Below are 18,687 nucleotides of genomic sequence, written 5' to 3' on the forward strand. Positions count from 1 at the left end.
ATCATCATGAAAAAAATCACCTTAGCTATAATCTCAATGATGCTGCTCGCAATATTGGCTGCCTGCGGGAAGTCTAACGAATCGACAAGCTCCACAACAGCAAATTCTGCAACTACTTCGGATTCAACGCAATCGGAATCGGCTTCACCGACCCATAGTGCGGACGCCAAAATCGCCTCTATGTCCATTCATATCACCAACAATCTGCTGGCGCTGGGCATTACTCCTGCTGGTTCTGTAATCGGCGGTGATCTGAAAGATTTCCTGCCTCATGTGGCTGACCGATTGGAAGATGTGACCAAGCTCGGGGTGGTAACAGATCCGGATATGGAAGCGGTTCTAGGGTTAAAGCCGGATGTAATCTATATTGATAAGGTCTATTCCGGCGAGGATTTGCCCAAGTTCGAGAAAATCGCTCCAACCCTGACCATTGATATGGATAGCGGAACCTGGCGCGATCATCTCACACGGATTGCTGAGCATGTCGGACGCGAAAAGGAAGCCCAGGATTTCATTCAGGATTACGATGCCAAGGCCGAGCGGGTCAGTGGCTTGATTAAGGAACAGTTGGGTGAGAATGCGAAGGTTATGGCCATCCGAATGACGGCGAAAGAACTTCGTGTAATGGGAACAAAACGCCCGCTGGGACCGATCATGTTCGAGGATTTGAAGCTGAATATGGCTGATGGAGTAGAGAAAATTCCAGCCAGTGATCCATACCAGGTGATTTCCAAGGAAGTACTGCCAGACTTTGATGCTGATGCGATCTTTGTGATCATTAGTAAAGGCAATGAGGCGAAGAGCAATTTTGAAGAGCTGGAGAAGAACCCGGTCTGGAAAAATTTAAAAGCAGTCAAAAACAATCATATCTATATGCTGGATGGGCAAAAGTGGCTGGATTATTCCTCCATCGGCCAAAGTATGGCACTAGATGATGCTGAGCAGCTGTTTCAAAAGTAATTTTTGAAAAAGAAAAGAAGAGACTGTCCTTTCAATTCATTGAAGGGGCAGTCTCTTTTTCATTGAGAAGAAAAGGTATAATTGAGAAAAAATAAATCGTTTCTCGACAGAACTGCGTCTTACTTTTAGAACGAGGGGGAGTGATGGTGGAAAATACAATAGATGAGATCAGACGAACAGATTTTGCACTGTCAGAAGAAGAAGCTTTTTTTAAACGTTTGTATGTTGAACATCGTAAACTATATGCAATTGCCTACAGCTACCTTGGAAATGAAGCGGATGCGCTCGAAGTCGTACAGGAGGCCTCTTGCCGGGCCTGGATGAAGCGTAAGAAGCTGAAGGACGAGCAGGCTTTTACACCTTGGGTGATTCGGATTACCATCAATTGCTGTATGGACGAGCTCCGGCGTAAGAAACGCGTATTCCCAGCTGAGCAGCTGATAGAGAAGGCAGCGCAGGAAATGCAGAGCAACGAACGAATTGATCTGGAACGGGCGATGAATCGGATGAAGCCCAAATACCGGCATGCTGTGATCCTGAAATACTACCAGGACATGACTACTGTAGAAATTGCCAAGGTGCTTAAAAAACCCGAAGGTACCATCAAGACCTGGGTACGCGAAGGCCTCAAGCAGCTTCGGAGATATCTTTAGAGATGCAGGAGGTGAATGATAATGATCGATAAAGAGAAAGACATTCTGCTCCGGAATGCTCATGAGGTGAACCAGCATGCCGAAGCGTTCGAGGAAAAGCATCTATACAATGCCATGCGAGGTGGAATCATGACAGGGAGAAAACGAGAGCGAAGACGCAAGTATTCATTGGGTATCGGGATGGCGGCTGCGGCCGTAGCGGTTATACTAATCCTTTCAATCGTGAAAGCCCCGGTGAAAGAGGTTGTTCAGGCTACGGTACGGAGTGAAGTGAACAAGCCCTGGAGCGATTCTGAATTGTTCAGATCATCCAGCGTAAGAGATCAATCCTTTGAAGGCTTGCTGGATCGGAATCTTATAGCCCCTGTATACCATAGCGTAGAAAAAAAAGGTTTTCGGGCAGAGGTGATGGGAGCTGTTACGGATGGTCGGAAAGTGTACGTCTTGTACAATGTACAGAATGATTCAGTTCATCCGGTAGTTCATGCCGGTTTTACTCTGGATTATGGTACTGTTAAAGCGCCTTCCATAGGAACTTCACTGGACATAACTAAAGGTACGAGCGAAATTAAGCCGGGCCAAACTAAAAGTTTTATATATTCAGCTAATCTATTACCATCAGTGTCCTATCCAAAAGATGTGAAACTCAGTATTATTCTTACCGAGACTTCAGAGAAGGCCCTTCTATCCAGCAGCAAGAAATATCGGACCGAGCTTGATATCCCGTTCGAGCTTGACTCGGATATGCTCAAAGAGCAATCGCATACAGTCACTGCTAACCGCACTTTGATAGTGGATGGACAAAAAATTAATGTGCAGAAGGTACTCTATACGCCACTCGGGACCTATGTTGATATCGAATATGATAAGAATAATGAGAAGCAAATTTTTCAATTGATAAATCCTGTACTGATGGTTGAAAAAGGTGGGAAAACCGAAAAAACGTATTACCCCTCGCTGATTACATCTTACAACTCTGAAATTTATAAGGATAGTTCCAAGGCTACGCTGGTGTTCAAAAGCAGTGAGTATAATGATCCGGACTCCATCTCGTTGAAGGCTTTTGGGATTTCTGCTGTGGAGAAGGATCAGATGAAGATTGTCGTTGATCTTAATAAGAATCAGATTATTGAAGCCCCGGGAAGTAATCTTGAACTTGTCGAGCCTAAGCCAGAAGATTATGCAGAGCCCGGAGAGATCCTGTTGCGGCATAAGTTTGATAATGCGCATTACCTAAGCACAGATAACGCCTTGTCGGAAACGTTCACTGACGCGGAAGGTCAAGTGCATAAAAAAGTCAGTGTGAATAAAACCACTCCAGGAGGGAGTTGGGCTGGCTCTAGTGTGTCTAGGGATGGTACGGCAGAAGATCAGCTTCGTTATCGGTTCGGAGAGAACGCTAAGGATTATCCGCAACCGCTGACAATAACCATTGAGAGATATAAGAATCCGATTATGGATACACAGGCTGTAGAGTTGTACTCGAAAAAGTAAGAGAGGGCCTGCCTTTGAACGGCCTCTAAAATGCTAAAAAGCTGCTACGGAACCAGCAGTTCCGAGCAGCTTTTTAATTTACGCTTATACTGATCATAGCGGAGCGTAGCTACCTATGGAAGAACTGCAATCAAGCGATTTTACCCCAAGATTTGCTAGTTCTAGACTTGGTATTATGAAATTTAATGAAGCTAGCCATTCGCCAAATGGCAATATAGGTTAGGGTGAATACATTGTTCAGGAAACCAAGTGTCTTCGGATCAATGCCGGAAATGAACAAGAAGTCAAGTAAGCGGAACGAGAAGATAACAATAATTAAAACATAAAGAGACACGTTTCTTTTATAATACATCTTGCCATCCGATTTCCGTTCAAATTGTGTCACCAGAATTAATGGGATCGACAGAATCGCACCTATAGCAATTGAGCTAATAATTCTGCCAGAAGTAAGCACTAACGTAGGGTCGAACAATTCAAACAAAGATGAAGAGATATAGAGAACCGGGATCAAAAGTCTCCGACCAGATTCATGCAATGGCTTCTTACTGCCCTGGATAACGCCCCTCAAAATAAGTACGATAATTAGGAATGAGATTGTTAAAGATAATGGATTCATGGTAGCACCTCGTCTGTTTTTTGTGTAACCTAAGTATCGCGGATATTTAAAATTTTTATAAGTGTACAAAGTAATTCGTTAAGGTGACTTTTGTCATCTTCCCGCAAAAAAACAGCGTCAGACGAGGATGTGAAATTACATCCCGATCTGACGCTGTTTTAAGATTAATAACTTCTACCACACAAAAATGAACAACAGGTTAGCCAGTGAAAAGGTGAAGACTGCATAATCACTGAGCCGGAATCGATAGATACGGATCGGTGTACGGCCTTCGTCACCCTGGTAACAGCGGGATTCCATCGCTACTGCCAGGTCTTTGGCACGGAGAATGGACATCACGAACAATGGCATCAGCATTGGCAGTACACCGCTGAAGCGGGAGGTGATCCCCTTTCGGTGGAAACCGCCTCCACGAGCCAGCTGTGCCTTGCGAATTTTGTCGAATTCCTCCATAAGGATGGGCAGGAAACGCAGAGCGATGGAGAACATCATCACGGCTTCATGTACGGGGAGCCGCCATTTTTTTAAAGGCTTCAGCAAGATCTCCAGCCCCTCTGCGAGCAGAATGGGGGAAGTCGTCCGCACCAGCAGAGAGAGCAGCAGCACGATTCCGGCAATCTGCTCACACATCATGATTCCTTTGATGGCCCCTGGCCTAGAGAAATGAAGCGGTCCCCAGGTGATCATTACATCCCCTGCGCTCGTCACCAGTAAAGCTTGATAAATCATTGTCGAAGCGAAGAAGAGTGACAACGACAAGAGGGTAAAGACCAATACCCGCCAGGATAACTTAGCAACTCCCCACAGTGCAATAAGAATCAGAAGCTGAGCCGTCTTCAGCACCGGGCTATGGGTCAGCAGAAGCGCAGCCCCGAACAACAGCACAGCTAATATTTTCATCCGCGGGTCCCAGCGCTCCAGCCAGGAATTGCGTTTCTGATAAAGTAAGAAGCTTTTTCCGGACATACTATTCCCTCATTTTCATTAGACTGATATTTGCCGGCTGCTTAGCAACTTGGTGATGGTATCTGCTGCTTCCTGCAGGGAGAGGATTTCCCTGCTGGGGACGACTCCCAGCTCCCGCAGCAACCGCGTTACAGCTAAAGCGGGCGGTTCTTCCCATCCAAAGGCTTCTAGTAATAACGGATCCGACAAAAGGGCTGTGGGGTGCCCGTCGGCCAGGAATTGTCCTTCCTTCAGGGCGATGAGACGTGAAGCATGCTCCAGAATTTCCTCCAGCTGATGACTGACCCACATCACAGTCATTCCCCGTTGCCGGTTCATGGAATGCAATAGATCGAAGAGGGCGGTCCGGGACTGAAGATCCAGTCCAGCTGTTGGCTCATCAAGGATCAACACTTCTGGCTCTAACACGACTACACCGGCGATGGCGACCCGACGTTTTTCACCACCGCTCAGCTCAAACGGACTGCGGTCCTTGAATTGCTCGTAATCCAGCTGCACGGCCTCCATGGCTGCGCGTACTTTGACTTCTTTCTCTTCCGCTGTGAGCTTAGCGCTCTGGAGGCCAAAGGCGATGTCCTCGAACACGGTGGTAGAGAAGAGCTGATGCTCTGGATATTGAAAAATAAATCCGACCCGGTCAAACACCTCAGGTCGGCGGCTAAGATGCGGATCTGTGGCGTCCAGTTCTACCGTACCCTCTGAAGGAGCCAGGAATCCTTTTAGAAGCTGGAGAAAGGTAGACTTGCCTGATCCGGATTTCCCGGCGATGGCAAGCATCTCGCCGCTTTCCACGCTCAGACCTAGATGCTGCAGTACGAACGGACCGGCCAGAGGTTTATTCCTACGGCGTTTGCTGTACGAAAAGGTAACGTCATTCAGCTTTATCTGCATAATAAATCCCTCAAATTCTGTTCGTTCATATCTGCCGGAACAGAGATGCCTTGCTGGCGAAGCAGCCCGGCAAGCCTGTGGTAATAAGGCAGCTCCAAACCGCAATTCTCCAGTAACACGGTATCCTGTTCCAGTTCGGTCGGGGTACCTTCCGCTACGATCTCGCCGCTGCGGAACAGCACCCAACGGTCCGCACCAGTAACCTCTTCCAGATGGTGTGTAATGTAAATAAGGGTGAAGGGCACCTGCTTCCTGACTTCGTGCAGAGTCTCAACGAACTGCCGGCGGGCTACAGGATCAAGCATAGAAGTGGCTTCATCCAGAATGAGACAGCGTGGGGCCAGAGCGAGAACCGAGGCTAGAGCCAGTTTCTGCTTTTCGCCACCAGACAAGTTGCTGACAGGACGTTCTTCATCTGCTTCCAGCCCAACCAATTGAATGGCCCAGGCGATACGGCTTGCGATTTCCTCCTGTGGCCAGCCGATATTAGAGAGACCAAAGGCGATGTCTTCTCCGACAGTGATGCCCACCTGCTGGTTCTCAGGATTCTGAAACACGATCTGGACGGCCCGGCGGATCGCTGGAAGGGAGGAACGCTCAGACGTATTATGTCCCTCTACCAGAACTGTTCCTTCGGTTGGTAACTCTATGCCATTTAACAGCCGGGACAAGGAAGATTTGCCGGAGCCATTGCGCCCCAGAAACGCAACAAATTCACCGAAGGGAATGTTAAGGGATACATGAGATAATGCCGGCTTGTGGCCGGCATCCTCATCTTCTTCATCAGGTTCATTGTAATAGAAGGTGGCGTTCCGGATATCAATCATTGATGGTCGCCGCCTTCCCTTCGGGTTTGTCTTGATTTACTGGGCCGAAGACGCTTTTGGCATCATCAGGATTGAAGGTGCCGTCAGCCGTGTTGGGGATTTGCCAGAAGAAATCAATATCCACACCGCCCTCGTCGGCTAGCTCCAGAAAGTCGCGCATGAACACGCCTTTTCCGGGATCGCAGGAAGGACTGCCTGAAATACCAAGGCCGCCTACAATCGTATATCCGTGATCCTGATAAGTCTTGAGCTGCTCGACCACAGGCAGCAGAATTTTGCGGTTGTGTGCGCGAAACTCCGGTGTATCATATTCTTCTACGGTCATTGGAGGCCGTTCAGGCCCCAGAAATGTGAATTCGGGACAAGGCAATTGGAACATCCCGTATCCTTGCTCGTAGGTCCAGTCGACTGCCGCTTTCATGACGCCTGGACTCCGGGCTTCGCCTTCCACAACGGCATTTTGGTTAATGACGCAGTGGGAGGCGACAACGATACGTTTACTACGCTGCACGGGAAGCCTTCTTTTTCAGGGATGGACGTTTGATCAGGGATTGCGGCAGATTTTTAACTACATAGTAGACAAGAAGTGCAGACAGAATTTTATCGATCAGATTCTCGCCAAGCCGTGGCAGGAAAGCAGCCGCGAAGAGACTAGAACCCGCTTGTTTCAACCAAAGTACAGCAACATCCTGCACGCCTCCGGTCAAACCGCCGAACAAACCAATGGCGATCACGGAGCCGACTGCAGGGCAGAGAACGCCAAGTAAGATACCGGAAATTAATGCGGAAGAAAAACGGAAGCCGTTCTTACGCGCCGCGTAACCAACGACAAGTCCCACAATTACGTTAACTAGTGCAAACGGGATAGCGGTGTAGCCGGAGGTTACACCGAGTACGAGGTTGGTCAGCAGACCGACCAGCGCACCCCATAATGGTCCGAATACAGCAGCAATAAAGATGGTACCAACAGTGTCGAGGAAAAGAAAAGGGATTTTCAGATTACTGACGACGGTGCCTGCGATGACGTTGATCGCAATCGCGAGCGCGCCCAGTGTGATTACAAGTGTCTTTTGATTCATGTACTTGTTCCTCCTAGGGATTCATAATTTGTCTTATGACTTTACAAATAGATGTGCAATGTAAATATGAACCCTACTCCCCCTTTGTACATAGCGAGCTGTTGAAGGAAAGACCTCTAAGCAGAGACAACAGCTACAGACGAATCAATAAATCCAAGTGTGTATATAGGATTAATAAATTATATTCTAAGTCGAATTCCCTAGATGTCAATGGTATTTTTATTCATTTTTAAGAGAGAAATCGTTTTATTCGCATATAATCCGATAATAATACTAGTTGTTAATATTAGGGTGTCATGATATTATCGTGAAAAAATAAAGACTTCTCTAATAATGAGAACAAAGGAGATGAATCTTTTTAAACAGATCGAACTGTAATTTTTCCGGAAAATAGGCTAAAATCACAATATTACAAGTCTTCTATTGGATAAAAGAGGAGTCGTTGGCTAGTGCAAAAAATGAACGGAACGCAGACGTTAAGCCGTGCGCTGGATATCTTATTCGCTTTGTCGGAAGAGAGCGGGACGCTGACGGTGAGTGAAATCGCGCAGAAAGTGTCCATTCCGGAGAGTACGACCTATCGTTTTCTGCAGACCTTAGAACAGAATGGAATTATCGAAAGGAGGGGGAAGAACCAGATTGGCCTTGGCCTGCGCATTCTTGATTTGGCGCGTAGTCTGAACATGCAGTTCCAACGTGATTTACTGCCGCTGGCCCTCCCCATTATGGAAGAATTGACGGAGAAGGTACAGGAAACTTCAATTCTGTTTGTCCGAACGGGCAACAATGCGGTATGCATTCAGAATGTGAAGAGCCGTGGCCTGATTCAATTCTCCATCGACAATGGACGGATTCTGCCACTACATATGGGGGCTTCGGGCAAATGCATTCTTGCTTTCGAAAGCGCCAAGGTAACGGAGAGAATCTTGCAGCTGCTTAGCAGTGACAAGGAGAGGGAAGGGCTCATAGCTGAACTTGCGACCATTCGTGAGCAGAACTACAGCATTACCAAGGGTGAGGTTGACCCTGATGTGTATGCCATAGCGGCACCAATCACGGACGGTCAAGGTCCTGTAATTGCAAGCCTCGCCGTGGCTGGACCCAGCTTCCGCTGCAGCAACGAGCAGGACAAGACAAACATTGAAGCAGTAACCAAAGCGGCAGCGGAGCTGTCACGACGGATGGGTGGCGGGAATTAGTTTTTAATTCCGATTAGAATAGTTTAATTTATGATTGACAAAAGTGTATCTCACCAATATTATTGTCTTACGGTATCTAATTATCACATGACAATAATATGACTGACCATACCTATGGAGGTCTTGTTTTTCGCTCAGACGAAGAATAAGGCCTCTTTTGCTATTTGGAGGTAAGTTTTTGCACCAAAACCAAGTTTACAAATAAGAATAATACATTTTGAAGGGAGAGGGGCAGTATGGCTGAAGCAGTAGCGGTTGAGTTCAGGAATGTAAGCAAGGATTACGGTTCAGGTACAGTGCTGCGTGATTTTAACCTCACGGTACCAAAAGGGCAGATAGTAACGATTATCGGACCTTCCGGCTGCGGTAAGACTACACTGCTTAAAATGATCAACCGGCTAGAGGAGCCCAGTGAGGGACAGGTTCTTGTTGAAGGAAGGGATATCGGCTCTGTGGACGCTGTGAGTCTGAGACGGGATATTGGATATGTCATTCAGCAGATCGGTCTCTTTCCCCATATGACCATCGAAGAGAATATCGGGATTGTTCCGAGACTCAAAGGTGCAGGCAAGGGGGAGCGCAGAGAGCAGGTAACCAAGCTTCTTCAGTTGATTGGTCTTTCGCCGGAGCAGTACCGCAAACGTTATCCCCATGAGTTAAGCGGAGGACAGCAACAGCGAATAGGGGTGGCCCGTGCTCTGGCATCCGACCCTTCAATCATCCTGATGGATGAACCATTCAGTGCGCTTGATCCGATCAGCCGGGTCCAGCTCCAGAAAGAACTGATCAACCTCAACCAGCGCCTGCACAAGACGATTGTCTTCGTGACACATGACATTGATGAAGCGCTGAAAATCGCTGACCGGGTTATTCTGCTGAGCGAAGGTGAAGTGGTGCAGAGCAGTACGCCCGCTGAACTACTGGCTCACCCGGCCAATGAATTTGTGGTTGAATTTCTGGGCTCGGAACGTTTCCAGAACGACTTGTCGCCAGGGACGGCTCACCATATCATGATCGATGGTCTGTCTATTGATCATCAGGCTCCAATTGATGAAGCCCTTGAACTTCTGAGAGCAAACAGCGCAGAAGCTTTGGCTGTAACCGGGGCATGGGGTGAGCTACTGGGGATTGTCGGAATTGAAGAAATCAGCCAGCATCTTCTGCATGACAGCACGCTAAAGGTTGGCGCGATCGTCCAAAGTGATACAAGCTCCCTTTTGGCACACACACCGTTGTCCGAGGTCTTCGAGCAGATTCGCAGTCACCGGATCCTGCCTGTTGTGGATGACAGCAACCGGCTGATTGGCACCGTCACCCGTTCCAGCGTTATAGAAGCACTGGGACGACATCTTCACAGGGAGGAGCATAGCGCATGAATCATGTATGGGATACGTTAGCCGCCGACTGGCCGATGATACTGAGCAAAACGGGAGAGCACATGTATCTATCTCTGATATCTGTTCTCATTGCTGGATTCATCGCGGTTCCCCTCGGGATTTTTCTGACCAGCCACAAGCGGATGGCGAACACGATCATTACCGTTGTCTCGGCCATCCAGACCATTCCGAGCCTGGCACTGTTCGGGTTCATGATTCCACTGGTAGGTATCGGTACTACCCCAGCCATTATCGCGTTGACCTTATATGCTGTGCTTCCAATGCTTCAGAACACCTACGTTGGCATCAATGGGGTTCAGCCTTCTCTCCTTGAGGCGGGTACCGGAATGGGCATGACCAAATGGCAGATGATGAGTATGGTTCAGCTCCCCATTGCACGCAGTGTCATCATGGCAGGTGTAAGGCTGGTCGCTGTACAGACCATCAGTCTTGCTACGATTGCTACTTACATTGCTGCCGGAGGGCTTGGAGACATCATCACCAGAGGAATTGCCATGATCAACACAGTTACCATTATGGAAGGGGCCATTCCGGTCTCACTATTGGTAATCTCCGTTAACTTCATATTGCTGCTGCTGAACCGGGCACTTACCCCTAAAGGCCTGCGGCACTTGAATAAATTTTAAGAATTTACCCAGGGAGAGTGGTATGGATCATGACAACTGTAAACCCAACAAGATGGACGGCAACAAAAGGAAGTAAGCTGCTTATCACCCTAGGGTTAGTACTCACCACTGTGTTTACTGCGGCGGGCTGCTCCAATTCCAAGGCTTCTGAGGGCAAGGATACGATTGTCCTGGCTACCAAAGGATTTGCTGAGTCGGATATTTTGGCAAATGCTTTAAAACTTCTGGTTGAGAATGACACGAAGCTGAAGACAGAGATCAAGAAGCTGGACAACACGTTGCTCTGGAATGCCATTGGCTCAGGAGATGTGGATGCATATGTGGAGTACAGCGGGACGGCACTGATCAATATTTTAAAGCTAGAGCCCGAATTTGATCCGGACAAAGCATTTAAGACCGTTGTCACCCAGCTAAAGGAAAAAAACAAGCTGATCGCGCTTGATCCGCTTGGCTTTAATAATACCTATGTCTTTGCTGTACGTAGGGAAACCGCTGAAAAGTATGACTTGAAGACAGCATCACAGCTTGCTGAGAAATCGGGCGAATTGGTCTTCGGGGCCAGTGAGGAGTTCCTGAACCGTGCGGATGCCTGGCCATACGTAGAAAGTATTTATAAGCCAAAGTTCAAGGAAACGAAGTCCATTCAAGACAGTTCCTTGCGGTACCAAGCGATCAAGCAGAAGCTGATTGATGTGATGCTTCCGTATTCGACAGACAGCCAAATCTTGGCGAACGATCTCGTGGCGCTCGAAGATGACAAGCATGTGTTTGTGCCTTATGACGCTTTCCCGGTTGTACGCGAGCAGACGCTGGATGAGCATCCTGAGTTGAAAGAAACGCTCAACAAACTGGCAGGCAAATTGGACGAAACCGCTATGCAGAAGCTGAATGCCGAGGTGGAGCAGGAACAGAAACCCGCTATCGATGTCGCCCGTGAATGGCTGAAGTCACAAGGACTGATTAAGTAGGCTTTCTCATTACCGATTGAGGCCTGACAATGACATAACCCAACAATTAACGGATGAGAGGGGATAACACGTTATGAGCAACAGTACACGGCAGCTCGCCCTGGGAGCGATGATGTTTTTTCCGGCGGGTGAGCATATTTCAAGCTGGAGACATCCCAGGTCTGAGGCCGAGGGGCTTCTGAGTTTCGATTATTACAAAAGAATTGTACAAACGGCGGAGCGTGGGCGATTCGACATGTTCTTCTATGCGGATGAGCTCTATGTCTGGGACCGTTTTGAATCGGGGGTTAGCCATTCTAACCATATTCGGCCGGAGCCGTTCACCCTGCTGTCTGCACTGGCGGCGGTAACTAGCCATATTGGGCTGGCTGCAACCATCTCCACAACATATAACGATCCGTATCATATTGCGCGCAAGCTGGCAACGCTGGATCATTTCAGCGGCGGGCGGGCCGCGTGGAATATTGTGACCTCTCAAACGGACGAGGAGGCCCGGAATTTCGGAAAGGAAAGTCATTTGCAGCATGAGCTGCGATATGAGCGGGCCAAGGAGTTTGTCGATGTTACTCAGGGACTCTGGGATAGTTGGGATGAGGATGCGCTGCTGTTTGACAAGGAAACTGGCTTTTTCGCAGATAAAGATAAGCTTCATAATCTGGATCATGAGGGCAAGCACTTTAAAGTCAAAGGCCCGTTGAATGTTTCTCGTCCGCCGCAAGGCTATCCGGTATTGATTCAGGCTGGAGCTTCTGAGGCGGGAAAAGAAGTGGCTGCCGCTACAGCTGAAGTTGTGTTCGCTCCTGGCGGCACGCTGGCTGAAGGCCAGGCGTTGTACGCAGATATCAAGGGCAGATTGGCTAAATACGGCCGTTCTCCGGATGATCTCAAAATCATGCCGGCTCTGATGCCAATCCTTGGAGACACCGAAGAGGAGGCGGCGGAACGCCTCGCTGAAGTGGAGAACCAGACCCCTGACCGGCTGGCACTGGATCTGTTGTCCCATTACATTGGGGTGGACGTATCGGGTTATCCACAGGATGAACCACTGCCTTTTCTGCCGGAGGAAGAGGGGTTCAACCAGAGCAAATCTAGATTGCAAAGCATCCGCGAGCTTCTGATTAATGAGGACCTAACACTCATACAAGTCGCAAAAAGGGTCACTACGAAACGGGTTTTCGCCGGCACGCCGGAACAGGTTGCTGATTACATTGAAGCCTGGTTCACCGGTGGAGCTGCCGACGGCTTCAATATCGCTTTCCCGTATTTGCCGGGAGCGCTCGACGATTTCGTGGAGAAAGTCGTACCAATTCTTCAGCAGAGAGGTCTGCTACGCCAGGAATATGAAGGTACTACACTACGGGAACACCTAGGCTTCAGCAAGCCGGAAAGCCGGTATGCTAAAACGCCGGAAGCCGTCACACCACAATGACAGAACAGCGAACTGAAAGCGGGGGATGGCAGTGACAAGAATTACTGCGAAGAGAGGCGGAACACTGCGCTGCAAGGGCTGGAGGCAGGAAGCACTCTTGCGCATGTTAGAGAACGTGCTGGAGAACGGTGAGAACCAGAAGGAACTAATTGTGTATGCTTCTCTGGGAAAAGCGGCGCGGAATTGGCCCTCGTACAGGGCAATCGTGGAGACACTGAAGCAGTTGGAAGAGGATGAGACACTCGTCATCCAGTCCGGCAAGCCGATCGGTATCTTCAAAACGCACCGCCAGGCACCGCTGGTTGTTATGGCGAACTGCAATCTCGTGGGACGCTGGGCGACCAGTGAGAACTTCTACGAGCTGCAGGACAAAGGGTTAATCATTTGGGGCGGGCTCACCGCAGCCGCCTGGCAGTACATAGGTTCACAGGGGGTTATCCAGGGAACCTATGAGATCTTTCAAAGTATTGCCCGATTGCATTTTGGCGGCGATCTGCGTGGACGCTTCATTCTGACCGCTGGGCTCGGCGGCATGGGTGGTGCGCAGCCGTTGGCTGGCCATATGGCGAATGCCGCTATTCTTTGTGTGGAGGTGGCGGAGGAGCGGATCGACAAGCGGATCGCTGCCGGTTACCTGCAGCGGAAGACAGACAGCCTCGATGAGGCGCTGTCCTGGATTAAGGAGGCGGTAACGAATGGCACGAGTGTATCGGTCGGCCTGCTGGGCAATGCCGCCGATGTTTATCCGGAGCTGCTGCGACGGGGCGTACAGCCTGATGTTGTGACGGACCAGACGTCCGCACATGACCTGCTGTACGGATATATTCCGAGCGGCTATACACCAGCTTCAGCTGCCGCGGCCCGCAAGGACCGGCCGGCTGAGCTGCAAGCCGCTGCCGGAGCCTCCATCGCCAAGGAGGTCCAGGCGATGCTGGCGTTCAAGGAACGGGGGGCGGTTGTCTTCGACAATGGCAACAACATCCGTTCCCAGGCGGTGCAATACGGCGTAGATAACGCGTTTGATATTGATATTTTTACAGAGGCTTTTCTGCGTCCGCTGTTTGCAAGAGCAATTGGGCCTTTCCGCTGGGTAGCACTTAGCGGTGAAGCTGAGGATATTCGCATCATCGATGATTATATCTTGAAGGAATTCAGCGACAATGAGATCGTCTCTAATTGGATCAAGCTAGCCAATACGTACGTTCCATTCGAAGGCCTGCCAGCCCGGATCGGCTGGTTCGGCCACCAGGATCGCAGCAAGCTGGCGCTCGCGGTTAACCAGTTAGTACGCGAAGGTAAGCTTGCTGGTCCAGTAGCCTTCTCGCGTGACCATCTGGATGCCGGAGCCATGACGCATCCCAACATCATGACGGAGCGGATGAAGGATGGTAGCGATGCTATCTCTGATTGGCCGCTATTGAACGCGATGCTGAACTGTTCGTCGATGGCTGATCTGGTGGCCATTCATTCCGGTGGGGGAGGATACTCCGGCTATATGACCAGCGCAGGGGTTACGATTGTAGCTGACGGTACGGAGGCAAGCGATCTGCGTCTTCGTACTGCACTTGACAACGATACAGGGATTGGCGTTCTTCGCTATGCAGATGCCGGTTACGGCGAATCACTGGAAGAAGTGCAAGACAAAGGCATCGCCCGGATTGATACGACGCGCTATGAGACCATTCCAGCGGAATAACGCAATGCGTAGTCTAATGTCCCAGCGCAGAAATTGCATAATTGACATAAGGGGGAAATACACATGCGTGAACTGACAAGAGATGATGTGGAAGCAGCGGTTAAAGGGGGCTCCGTATTCGCCAGCGGCGGCGGCGGTTGGGTCGACCATGGACTGGAGATCGGCCATGCTGCTCTTGGTCTTGGCCGGCCCAAGCTTTTGTCCATAGATGAACTGCCGGATGATGCGATCATTCTGACCTGTACGGCCATAGGTGCTCCGGCAGGCCGGGACTGGCAGATGCTCGGCAAAGATTACATCAAAGCGGTACAGCTTGTGATTGATAAATATGACGGTAAGATTGCCGGAGTCATGACACCGCAAAATGGTATGTCCAGTACGATTAACGGCTGGCTGCCTGCGGCCGCGCTTGGTTTGGCAGTCATTGATGCCACTGGAGACATCCGCGCGCATCCTACTGGCAAAATGGGCTCGCTCGGCCTTGCGTCTTCCATTGATTACGAGACTATACAGGCTGTGGCCGGGGGCAATCCGGAGAACGGCAGCTACATTGAACTGGTGGTCAAAGGGACGCCAGCTCGAACTTCTAATATTCTGCGGACGGCCTCGGACATGGCGGGTGGATTCATTGCCGCTGCACGTCATCCACTACCAGCCAAGTATATCAAGGAGCATGCCGCAATCGGGGGCATTTCCATTGCTCTAGAGCTGGGCAGAACGATCTTGAAGGCTGAACCGGATGGACCAGAGGCTGTGCTGAAGGCAGTTGTTCGCAAGACGAAGGGCAAAATTCTTGGCAGAGGCACGGTGACTGCGAAGAACGTGCGTTATTCGGGCGCTTTTGACATCGGCACGATTGAAGTCGAAATTCCCAAGAAAACGCTGGTCCTTCATGTCATGAATGAATATATGGCTGTGGACGATCAGAAGGGCAAGCGTCTGACAACCTTCCCGGATGTTATTACTACGTTCGATTTGCAGACGGGATTGCCGGTGAGTGTAGGTGACATAAGAGAGGGGATGGAGGTTGCTGTATTCTCCATCGATAAATCCAAGATTCCACTCAGTTCCAGTGTAAAAGACCCTAGCGTGTATCCTGAGGTTGAAGAAGCACTCGGTATTGATCTACAAAGCTATGCCTTCGACAAAGAGAAAAAGGAAAGTAAAGTGAAGAAGGAGAGTAAGGAGATAGAGGTTTATGCCTGAGGATACAGCAGTCTTTGGAACAGTAGCTAAGGGCGATCATGGAGTGGGCAGTCATTCAGTTAATGGGATTAATCACTTGATTCTGGATGGAGACAGCTTGAGTATCGAAGATGTTGACGGTGTAGCACGACAGCGTAGGCCTGTAGTGATTGCAGCAGAGGCCCGGGAGCGGCTGGAAGCAGCCCGTAAAGTGATTTTCGAGCTCGCTGCCGAAGGCGTGCCAGTCTATGGATTGAATCGGGGAGTGGGCTGGAACAAGGACAAGATCATTGACTCTGGTTATTTTGAAGCCTATAACCGCAACTTGCTGCTATCGCACAGTGCTGGCGTGCAGCCGGACGCGCCGGAGGAAGTGGTCCGGGCAGTCATGCTGGCCCGGCTCAACGGCCTGCTGGCGGGAGCGACAGGCGCTCAGCCGGAAATTGCCGAGCGTTATGCTGAATTTCTGAACCTGGGGATTCATCCGGTTCTGCCACTGCGTGGATCTGTGGGCGCAGCGGATATCACGACCATTTCGCATATTGGCCTGGCCATGATTGGCGAAGGGGAAGTCGATGTCTCCGGCCGCCGGTTACCTGCTCTTGAAGCGCTTGCAGCAGCAGGTCTGGCACCGCTAAGTCTCGGTCCAAAGGACGGGCTGGCCATTGTCAGCTCCAATGCACTCTCTGCAGGCAATGGTGCCTTGGCATTGGTCGAAATCCGTGATCTATTGGAGGCTGCAGATTACGTCTACGCATTGTCTCTGGAAGCCATTCGCGGGAATATCAGTCCGCTGGATGAATCAGTGCACCGCAAGCGGCCGTTCCCAGGCCAGCTAGGCAGTCTGTCTCAGGTCCGGGCAGCGCTAAAGAACAGCGATCTGTGGGGCGGATTCAATCCGGAATCACTGCAAGACCCGCTGAGCTTCCGGGATGCCTGCCAGATTCACGGAGCCGCCAGGGATGCTTTGGATTACACACGTCAGCAATTGGAGATTCATTTGAATAGCTCTGACGATAATCCTTGTGTCCTGACGGAAGAACGGCGCATCTTGTCTTGCGCCAACTATGATCCGGTGACATGGACGTTAGGCTTTGAGATGCTCGGCAGTGCCCTGCATCATGTGTCCAAAAGCTCCTGCTACCGGATGATCAAGCTAGGTGATCCTGGCTTTACTGGCTTGAGCCGGTTTTTGACTGCTGACCCAAGCCGCTCGATCGGCTTTTGCACAGTACAGAAAACTGCCGCCTCCCTGGATGCGGAGATTCGTCATCTCAGCAACCCGGTCTCTGCCGATTATATGTCGCTTGCAGGAGACATTGAAGATCACGCAGCTAACTCCCCTTATGTCGTTTCCAAGCTTCGGGAGATCGCTGACCGCTTAGCTTACATTCTGGCGATCGAAGCTCTTCATGCAGCTCAAGCCATTGACCTTCGTGGCGGTTTGCGCTTGGGTGAGGGTACCGGAGCTGGATATGAACTACTGCGTTCTGAAATACCTTTCCTGTCCGAGGACCGCAATCAGACTGTGGATATCGAACGGGCTTACCGTTTGTTTAAGGATGGTAAATGGCTCAATGCAGTGAGAAATAAATTTGGTAATCATATTAATAATTAATTATATCAATAGATTGATTATGGTTTTGATCTATATTTTTCAAAATGATGATTCAAGGAGAATGGAGTCTTTCTAAATGAATGGCATCAAATGCTCACTTGAGGCAGGCCGGAGCGCCTGCTATACCATCAATCAAGCTGAATAGAACAACGCCATTTTTCAGGGAAAAAGAATTGTAGGACTGACAGCCGGGCTGCCCTTTTCGGGGAAGTTCCGGTTTTTTATGTTTATTCTCGTAAACTTAAGAATTTCCCGAATTTTTTGATCGTAACTTTCTTATTTGCCTTCCACTAAGATCACTCCTTAGCTCTCTATGCTGTGATATAATCTCAATTCAGAAAATTAGATTTGGAGTTAGAAGAGGCACGTCTCTCAAGCGTTTGGGCTGGGAAAGAAAAATCACTTGGAGTAAGTATCTTCAAACGGGAAGTTTGTCAAAACCGTATAAGCTTCTCGTCATAGGAGATAATAATAAAATTATACAGGGAGCAATCGCGTATAAATACGAAGAGGGATTTGTTTATGGCGAACTTCCCGGAAGCGCTCCTGTCAATCGTCACAACAATCCTTTGAGAGCGTTTACTAATATATTATTAGATAAAGCTTGCCGGAAAAGTTTCGAAGTTGGGTTGATGGTTTTATTTGTTTTTGCCAAGAGGTTCCTCCCTAATTAACAGCATTTTTGCACCTTATTTTTCTTGAAAATAATTAAATAAGGTAAATAAGTACATTTTTGTATCTTGTTTTCCGAAAAAACACACCGGATGGGGTATTGTGGAGGATTTAAGATACAATATTGCACTTAATCTCCATTACCCTTTAGTTGCGGCGAATTTAAGGTACGAAAATGCCGTTAATTACATTCGATCCTTCTTGTATAAGCTCTCTTTTTTTCTGGCTATGTTTGGTTTTTAAATACGTTCTATGATAAACTTAACCTGAAGCGGATGTTTCCATGGATGAAGTTGGAAAAGGCATCCACGCTTTTATCCAGAACTTCAACAATCAAATGCTGGTGAAGTAAATATATAGGGATGCGATAAACGCATTCCTTTTTGTTTGGAACAAGAATAATTCATACTT

The 18,687-nt window shown here is 49.2% G+C and carries 17 protein-coding genes; 11 read left to right on the forward strand and 6 right to left on the reverse strand.

Annotated features, from left to right (window positions below):
• Positions 1-6 precede the first annotated feature (6 nt).
• From ACFRAM_RS16530 to ACFRAM_RS16540, 3 genes are all read left to right on the forward strand, one after another.
• Entirely contained in the window at positions 7-960 is a 954-nt protein-coding gene (locus ACFRAM_RS16530) for an ABC transporter substrate-binding protein (RefSeq protein ID WP_379466763.1), read from the forward strand.
• A 143-nt stretch (positions 961-1,103) separates the two neighbouring features.
• Positions 1,104-1,613 carry a sigma-70 family RNA polymerase sigma factor gene (locus tag ACFRAM_RS16535; RefSeq protein ID WP_379466764.1) on the forward strand — a complete coding sequence of 170 codons (510 nt, stop codon included), beginning with the start codon at positions 1,104-1,106 and terminating at the stop codon, positions 1,611-1,613.
• A gap of 21 nt (positions 1,614-1,634) precedes the next feature.
• On the forward strand, positions 1,635-3,107 hold the full coding sequence (locus ACFRAM_RS16540; RefSeq protein WP_379466765.1) for a hypothetical protein: 1,473 nt from the start codon (positions 1,635-1,637) through the stop codon (positions 3,105-3,107).
• 130 nt (positions 3,108-3,237) lie between these two features.
• Here ACFRAM_RS16540 and ACFRAM_RS16545 read toward each other — a convergent pair whose 3' ends face one another.
• From ACFRAM_RS16545 to ACFRAM_RS16570, 6 genes are all read right to left on the reverse strand, one after another.
• Entirely contained in the window at positions 3,238-3,723 is a 486-nt protein-coding gene (locus tag ACFRAM_RS16545) for a CcdC protein domain-containing protein (protein WP_379466766.1), read from the reverse strand.
• Between the two features lie 174 nt (positions 3,724-3,897).
• Entirely contained in the window at positions 3,898-4,689 is a 792-nt protein-coding gene (locus tag ACFRAM_RS16550) for an energy-coupling factor transporter transmembrane component T family protein (RefSeq protein ID WP_379466767.1), read from the reverse strand.
• 18 nt (positions 4,690-4,707) lie between these two features.
• Positions 4,708-5,580, reverse strand: coding sequence for an ATP-binding cassette domain-containing protein (locus ACFRAM_RS16555; protein WP_379466768.1), 873 nt, complete (start codon positions 5,578-5,580; stop codon positions 4,708-4,710).
• Entirely contained in the window at positions 5,571-6,407 is an 837-nt protein-coding gene (locus ACFRAM_RS16560; protein ID WP_379466769.1) for an ATP-binding cassette domain-containing protein, read from the reverse strand. Before ACFRAM_RS16560 ends, ACFRAM_RS16555 begins: the two co-directional genes overlap by 10 nt.
• Positions 6,400-6,918, reverse strand: coding sequence for a CD3072 family TudS-related putative desulfidase (locus ACFRAM_RS16565; RefSeq protein WP_379466770.1), 519 nt, complete (start codon positions 6,916-6,918; stop codon positions 6,400-6,402). Before ACFRAM_RS16565 ends, ACFRAM_RS16560 begins: the two co-directional genes overlap by 8 nt.
• Complete coding sequence (locus ACFRAM_RS16570) at positions 6,908-7,486, reverse strand: CD3073 family putative ECF transporter S component (protein ID WP_379466771.1); 579 nt, start codon at positions 7,484-7,486, stop codon at positions 6,908-6,910. Before ACFRAM_RS16570 ends, ACFRAM_RS16565 begins: the two co-directional genes overlap by 11 nt.
• A gap of 458 nt (positions 7,487-7,944) precedes the next feature.
• Here ACFRAM_RS16570 and ACFRAM_RS16575 point away from each other — a divergent pair, with 458 nt between their 5' ends.
• From ACFRAM_RS16575 to ACFRAM_RS16610, 8 genes are all read left to right on the forward strand, one after another.
• Complete coding sequence (locus tag ACFRAM_RS16575) at positions 7,945-8,685, forward strand: IclR family transcriptional regulator (RefSeq protein WP_175372773.1); 741 nt, start codon at positions 7,945-7,947, stop codon at positions 8,683-8,685.
• Between the two features lie 236 nt (positions 8,686-8,921).
• Positions 8,922-10,061, forward strand: a complete 1,140-nt coding sequence (locus ACFRAM_RS16580) for a betaine/proline/choline family ABC transporter ATP-binding protein (RefSeq protein WP_379466772.1) — start codon at positions 8,922-8,924, stop codon at positions 10,059-10,061.
• Positions 10,058-10,708 (forward strand): ABC transporter permease, encoded by a 651-nt coding sequence (locus ACFRAM_RS16585; RefSeq protein ID WP_175372710.1) that lies wholly within the window; start codon positions 10,058-10,060, stop codon positions 10,706-10,708. Before ACFRAM_RS16580 ends, ACFRAM_RS16585 begins: the two co-directional genes overlap by 4 nt.
• Before the next feature lie 29 nt (positions 10,709-10,737).
• The gene (locus ACFRAM_RS16590) at positions 10,738-11,676 is read left to right on the forward strand and encodes an ABC transporter substrate-binding protein (RefSeq protein WP_379466773.1); all 939 of its coding nucleotides are present in this window, start codon (positions 10,738-10,740) and stop codon (positions 11,674-11,676) included.
• 73 nt (positions 11,677-11,749) lie between these two features.
• Positions 11,750-13,105, forward strand: a complete 1,356-nt coding sequence (locus ACFRAM_RS16595; RefSeq protein WP_379466774.1) for an LLM class flavin-dependent oxidoreductase — start codon at positions 11,750-11,752, stop codon at positions 13,103-13,105.
• A 25-nt stretch (positions 13,106-13,130) separates the two neighbouring features.
• Positions 13,131-14,801: a thiourocanate hydratase gene (locus ACFRAM_RS16600; RefSeq protein WP_379466775.1), complete on the forward strand. Its 1,671-nt coding sequence runs from the start codon at positions 13,131-13,133 to the stop codon at positions 14,799-14,801.
• Between the two features lie 63 nt (positions 14,802-14,864).
• Positions 14,865-16,007: a thiohydantoin desulfurase gene (locus ACFRAM_RS16605; protein WP_379466776.1), complete on the forward strand. Its 1,143-nt coding sequence runs from the start codon at positions 14,865-14,867 to the stop codon at positions 16,005-16,007.
• Positions 16,000-17,604: an HAL/PAL/TAL family ammonia-lyase gene (locus ACFRAM_RS16610; RefSeq protein ID WP_379466777.1), complete on the forward strand. Its 1,605-nt coding sequence runs from the start codon at positions 16,000-16,002 to the stop codon at positions 17,602-17,604. The genes ACFRAM_RS16605 and ACFRAM_RS16610 overlap by 8 nt, the downstream gene beginning before the upstream one ends.
• Positions 17,605-18,687: the final 1,083 nt, after the last annotated feature.

The sequence above is a fragment of the Paenibacillus sp. NPDC056722 genome (assembly GCF_042790635.1).
Lineage (GTDB): Bacteria > Bacillota > Bacilli > Paenibacillales > Paenibacillaceae > Paenibacillus_AQ > Paenibacillus_AQ agri.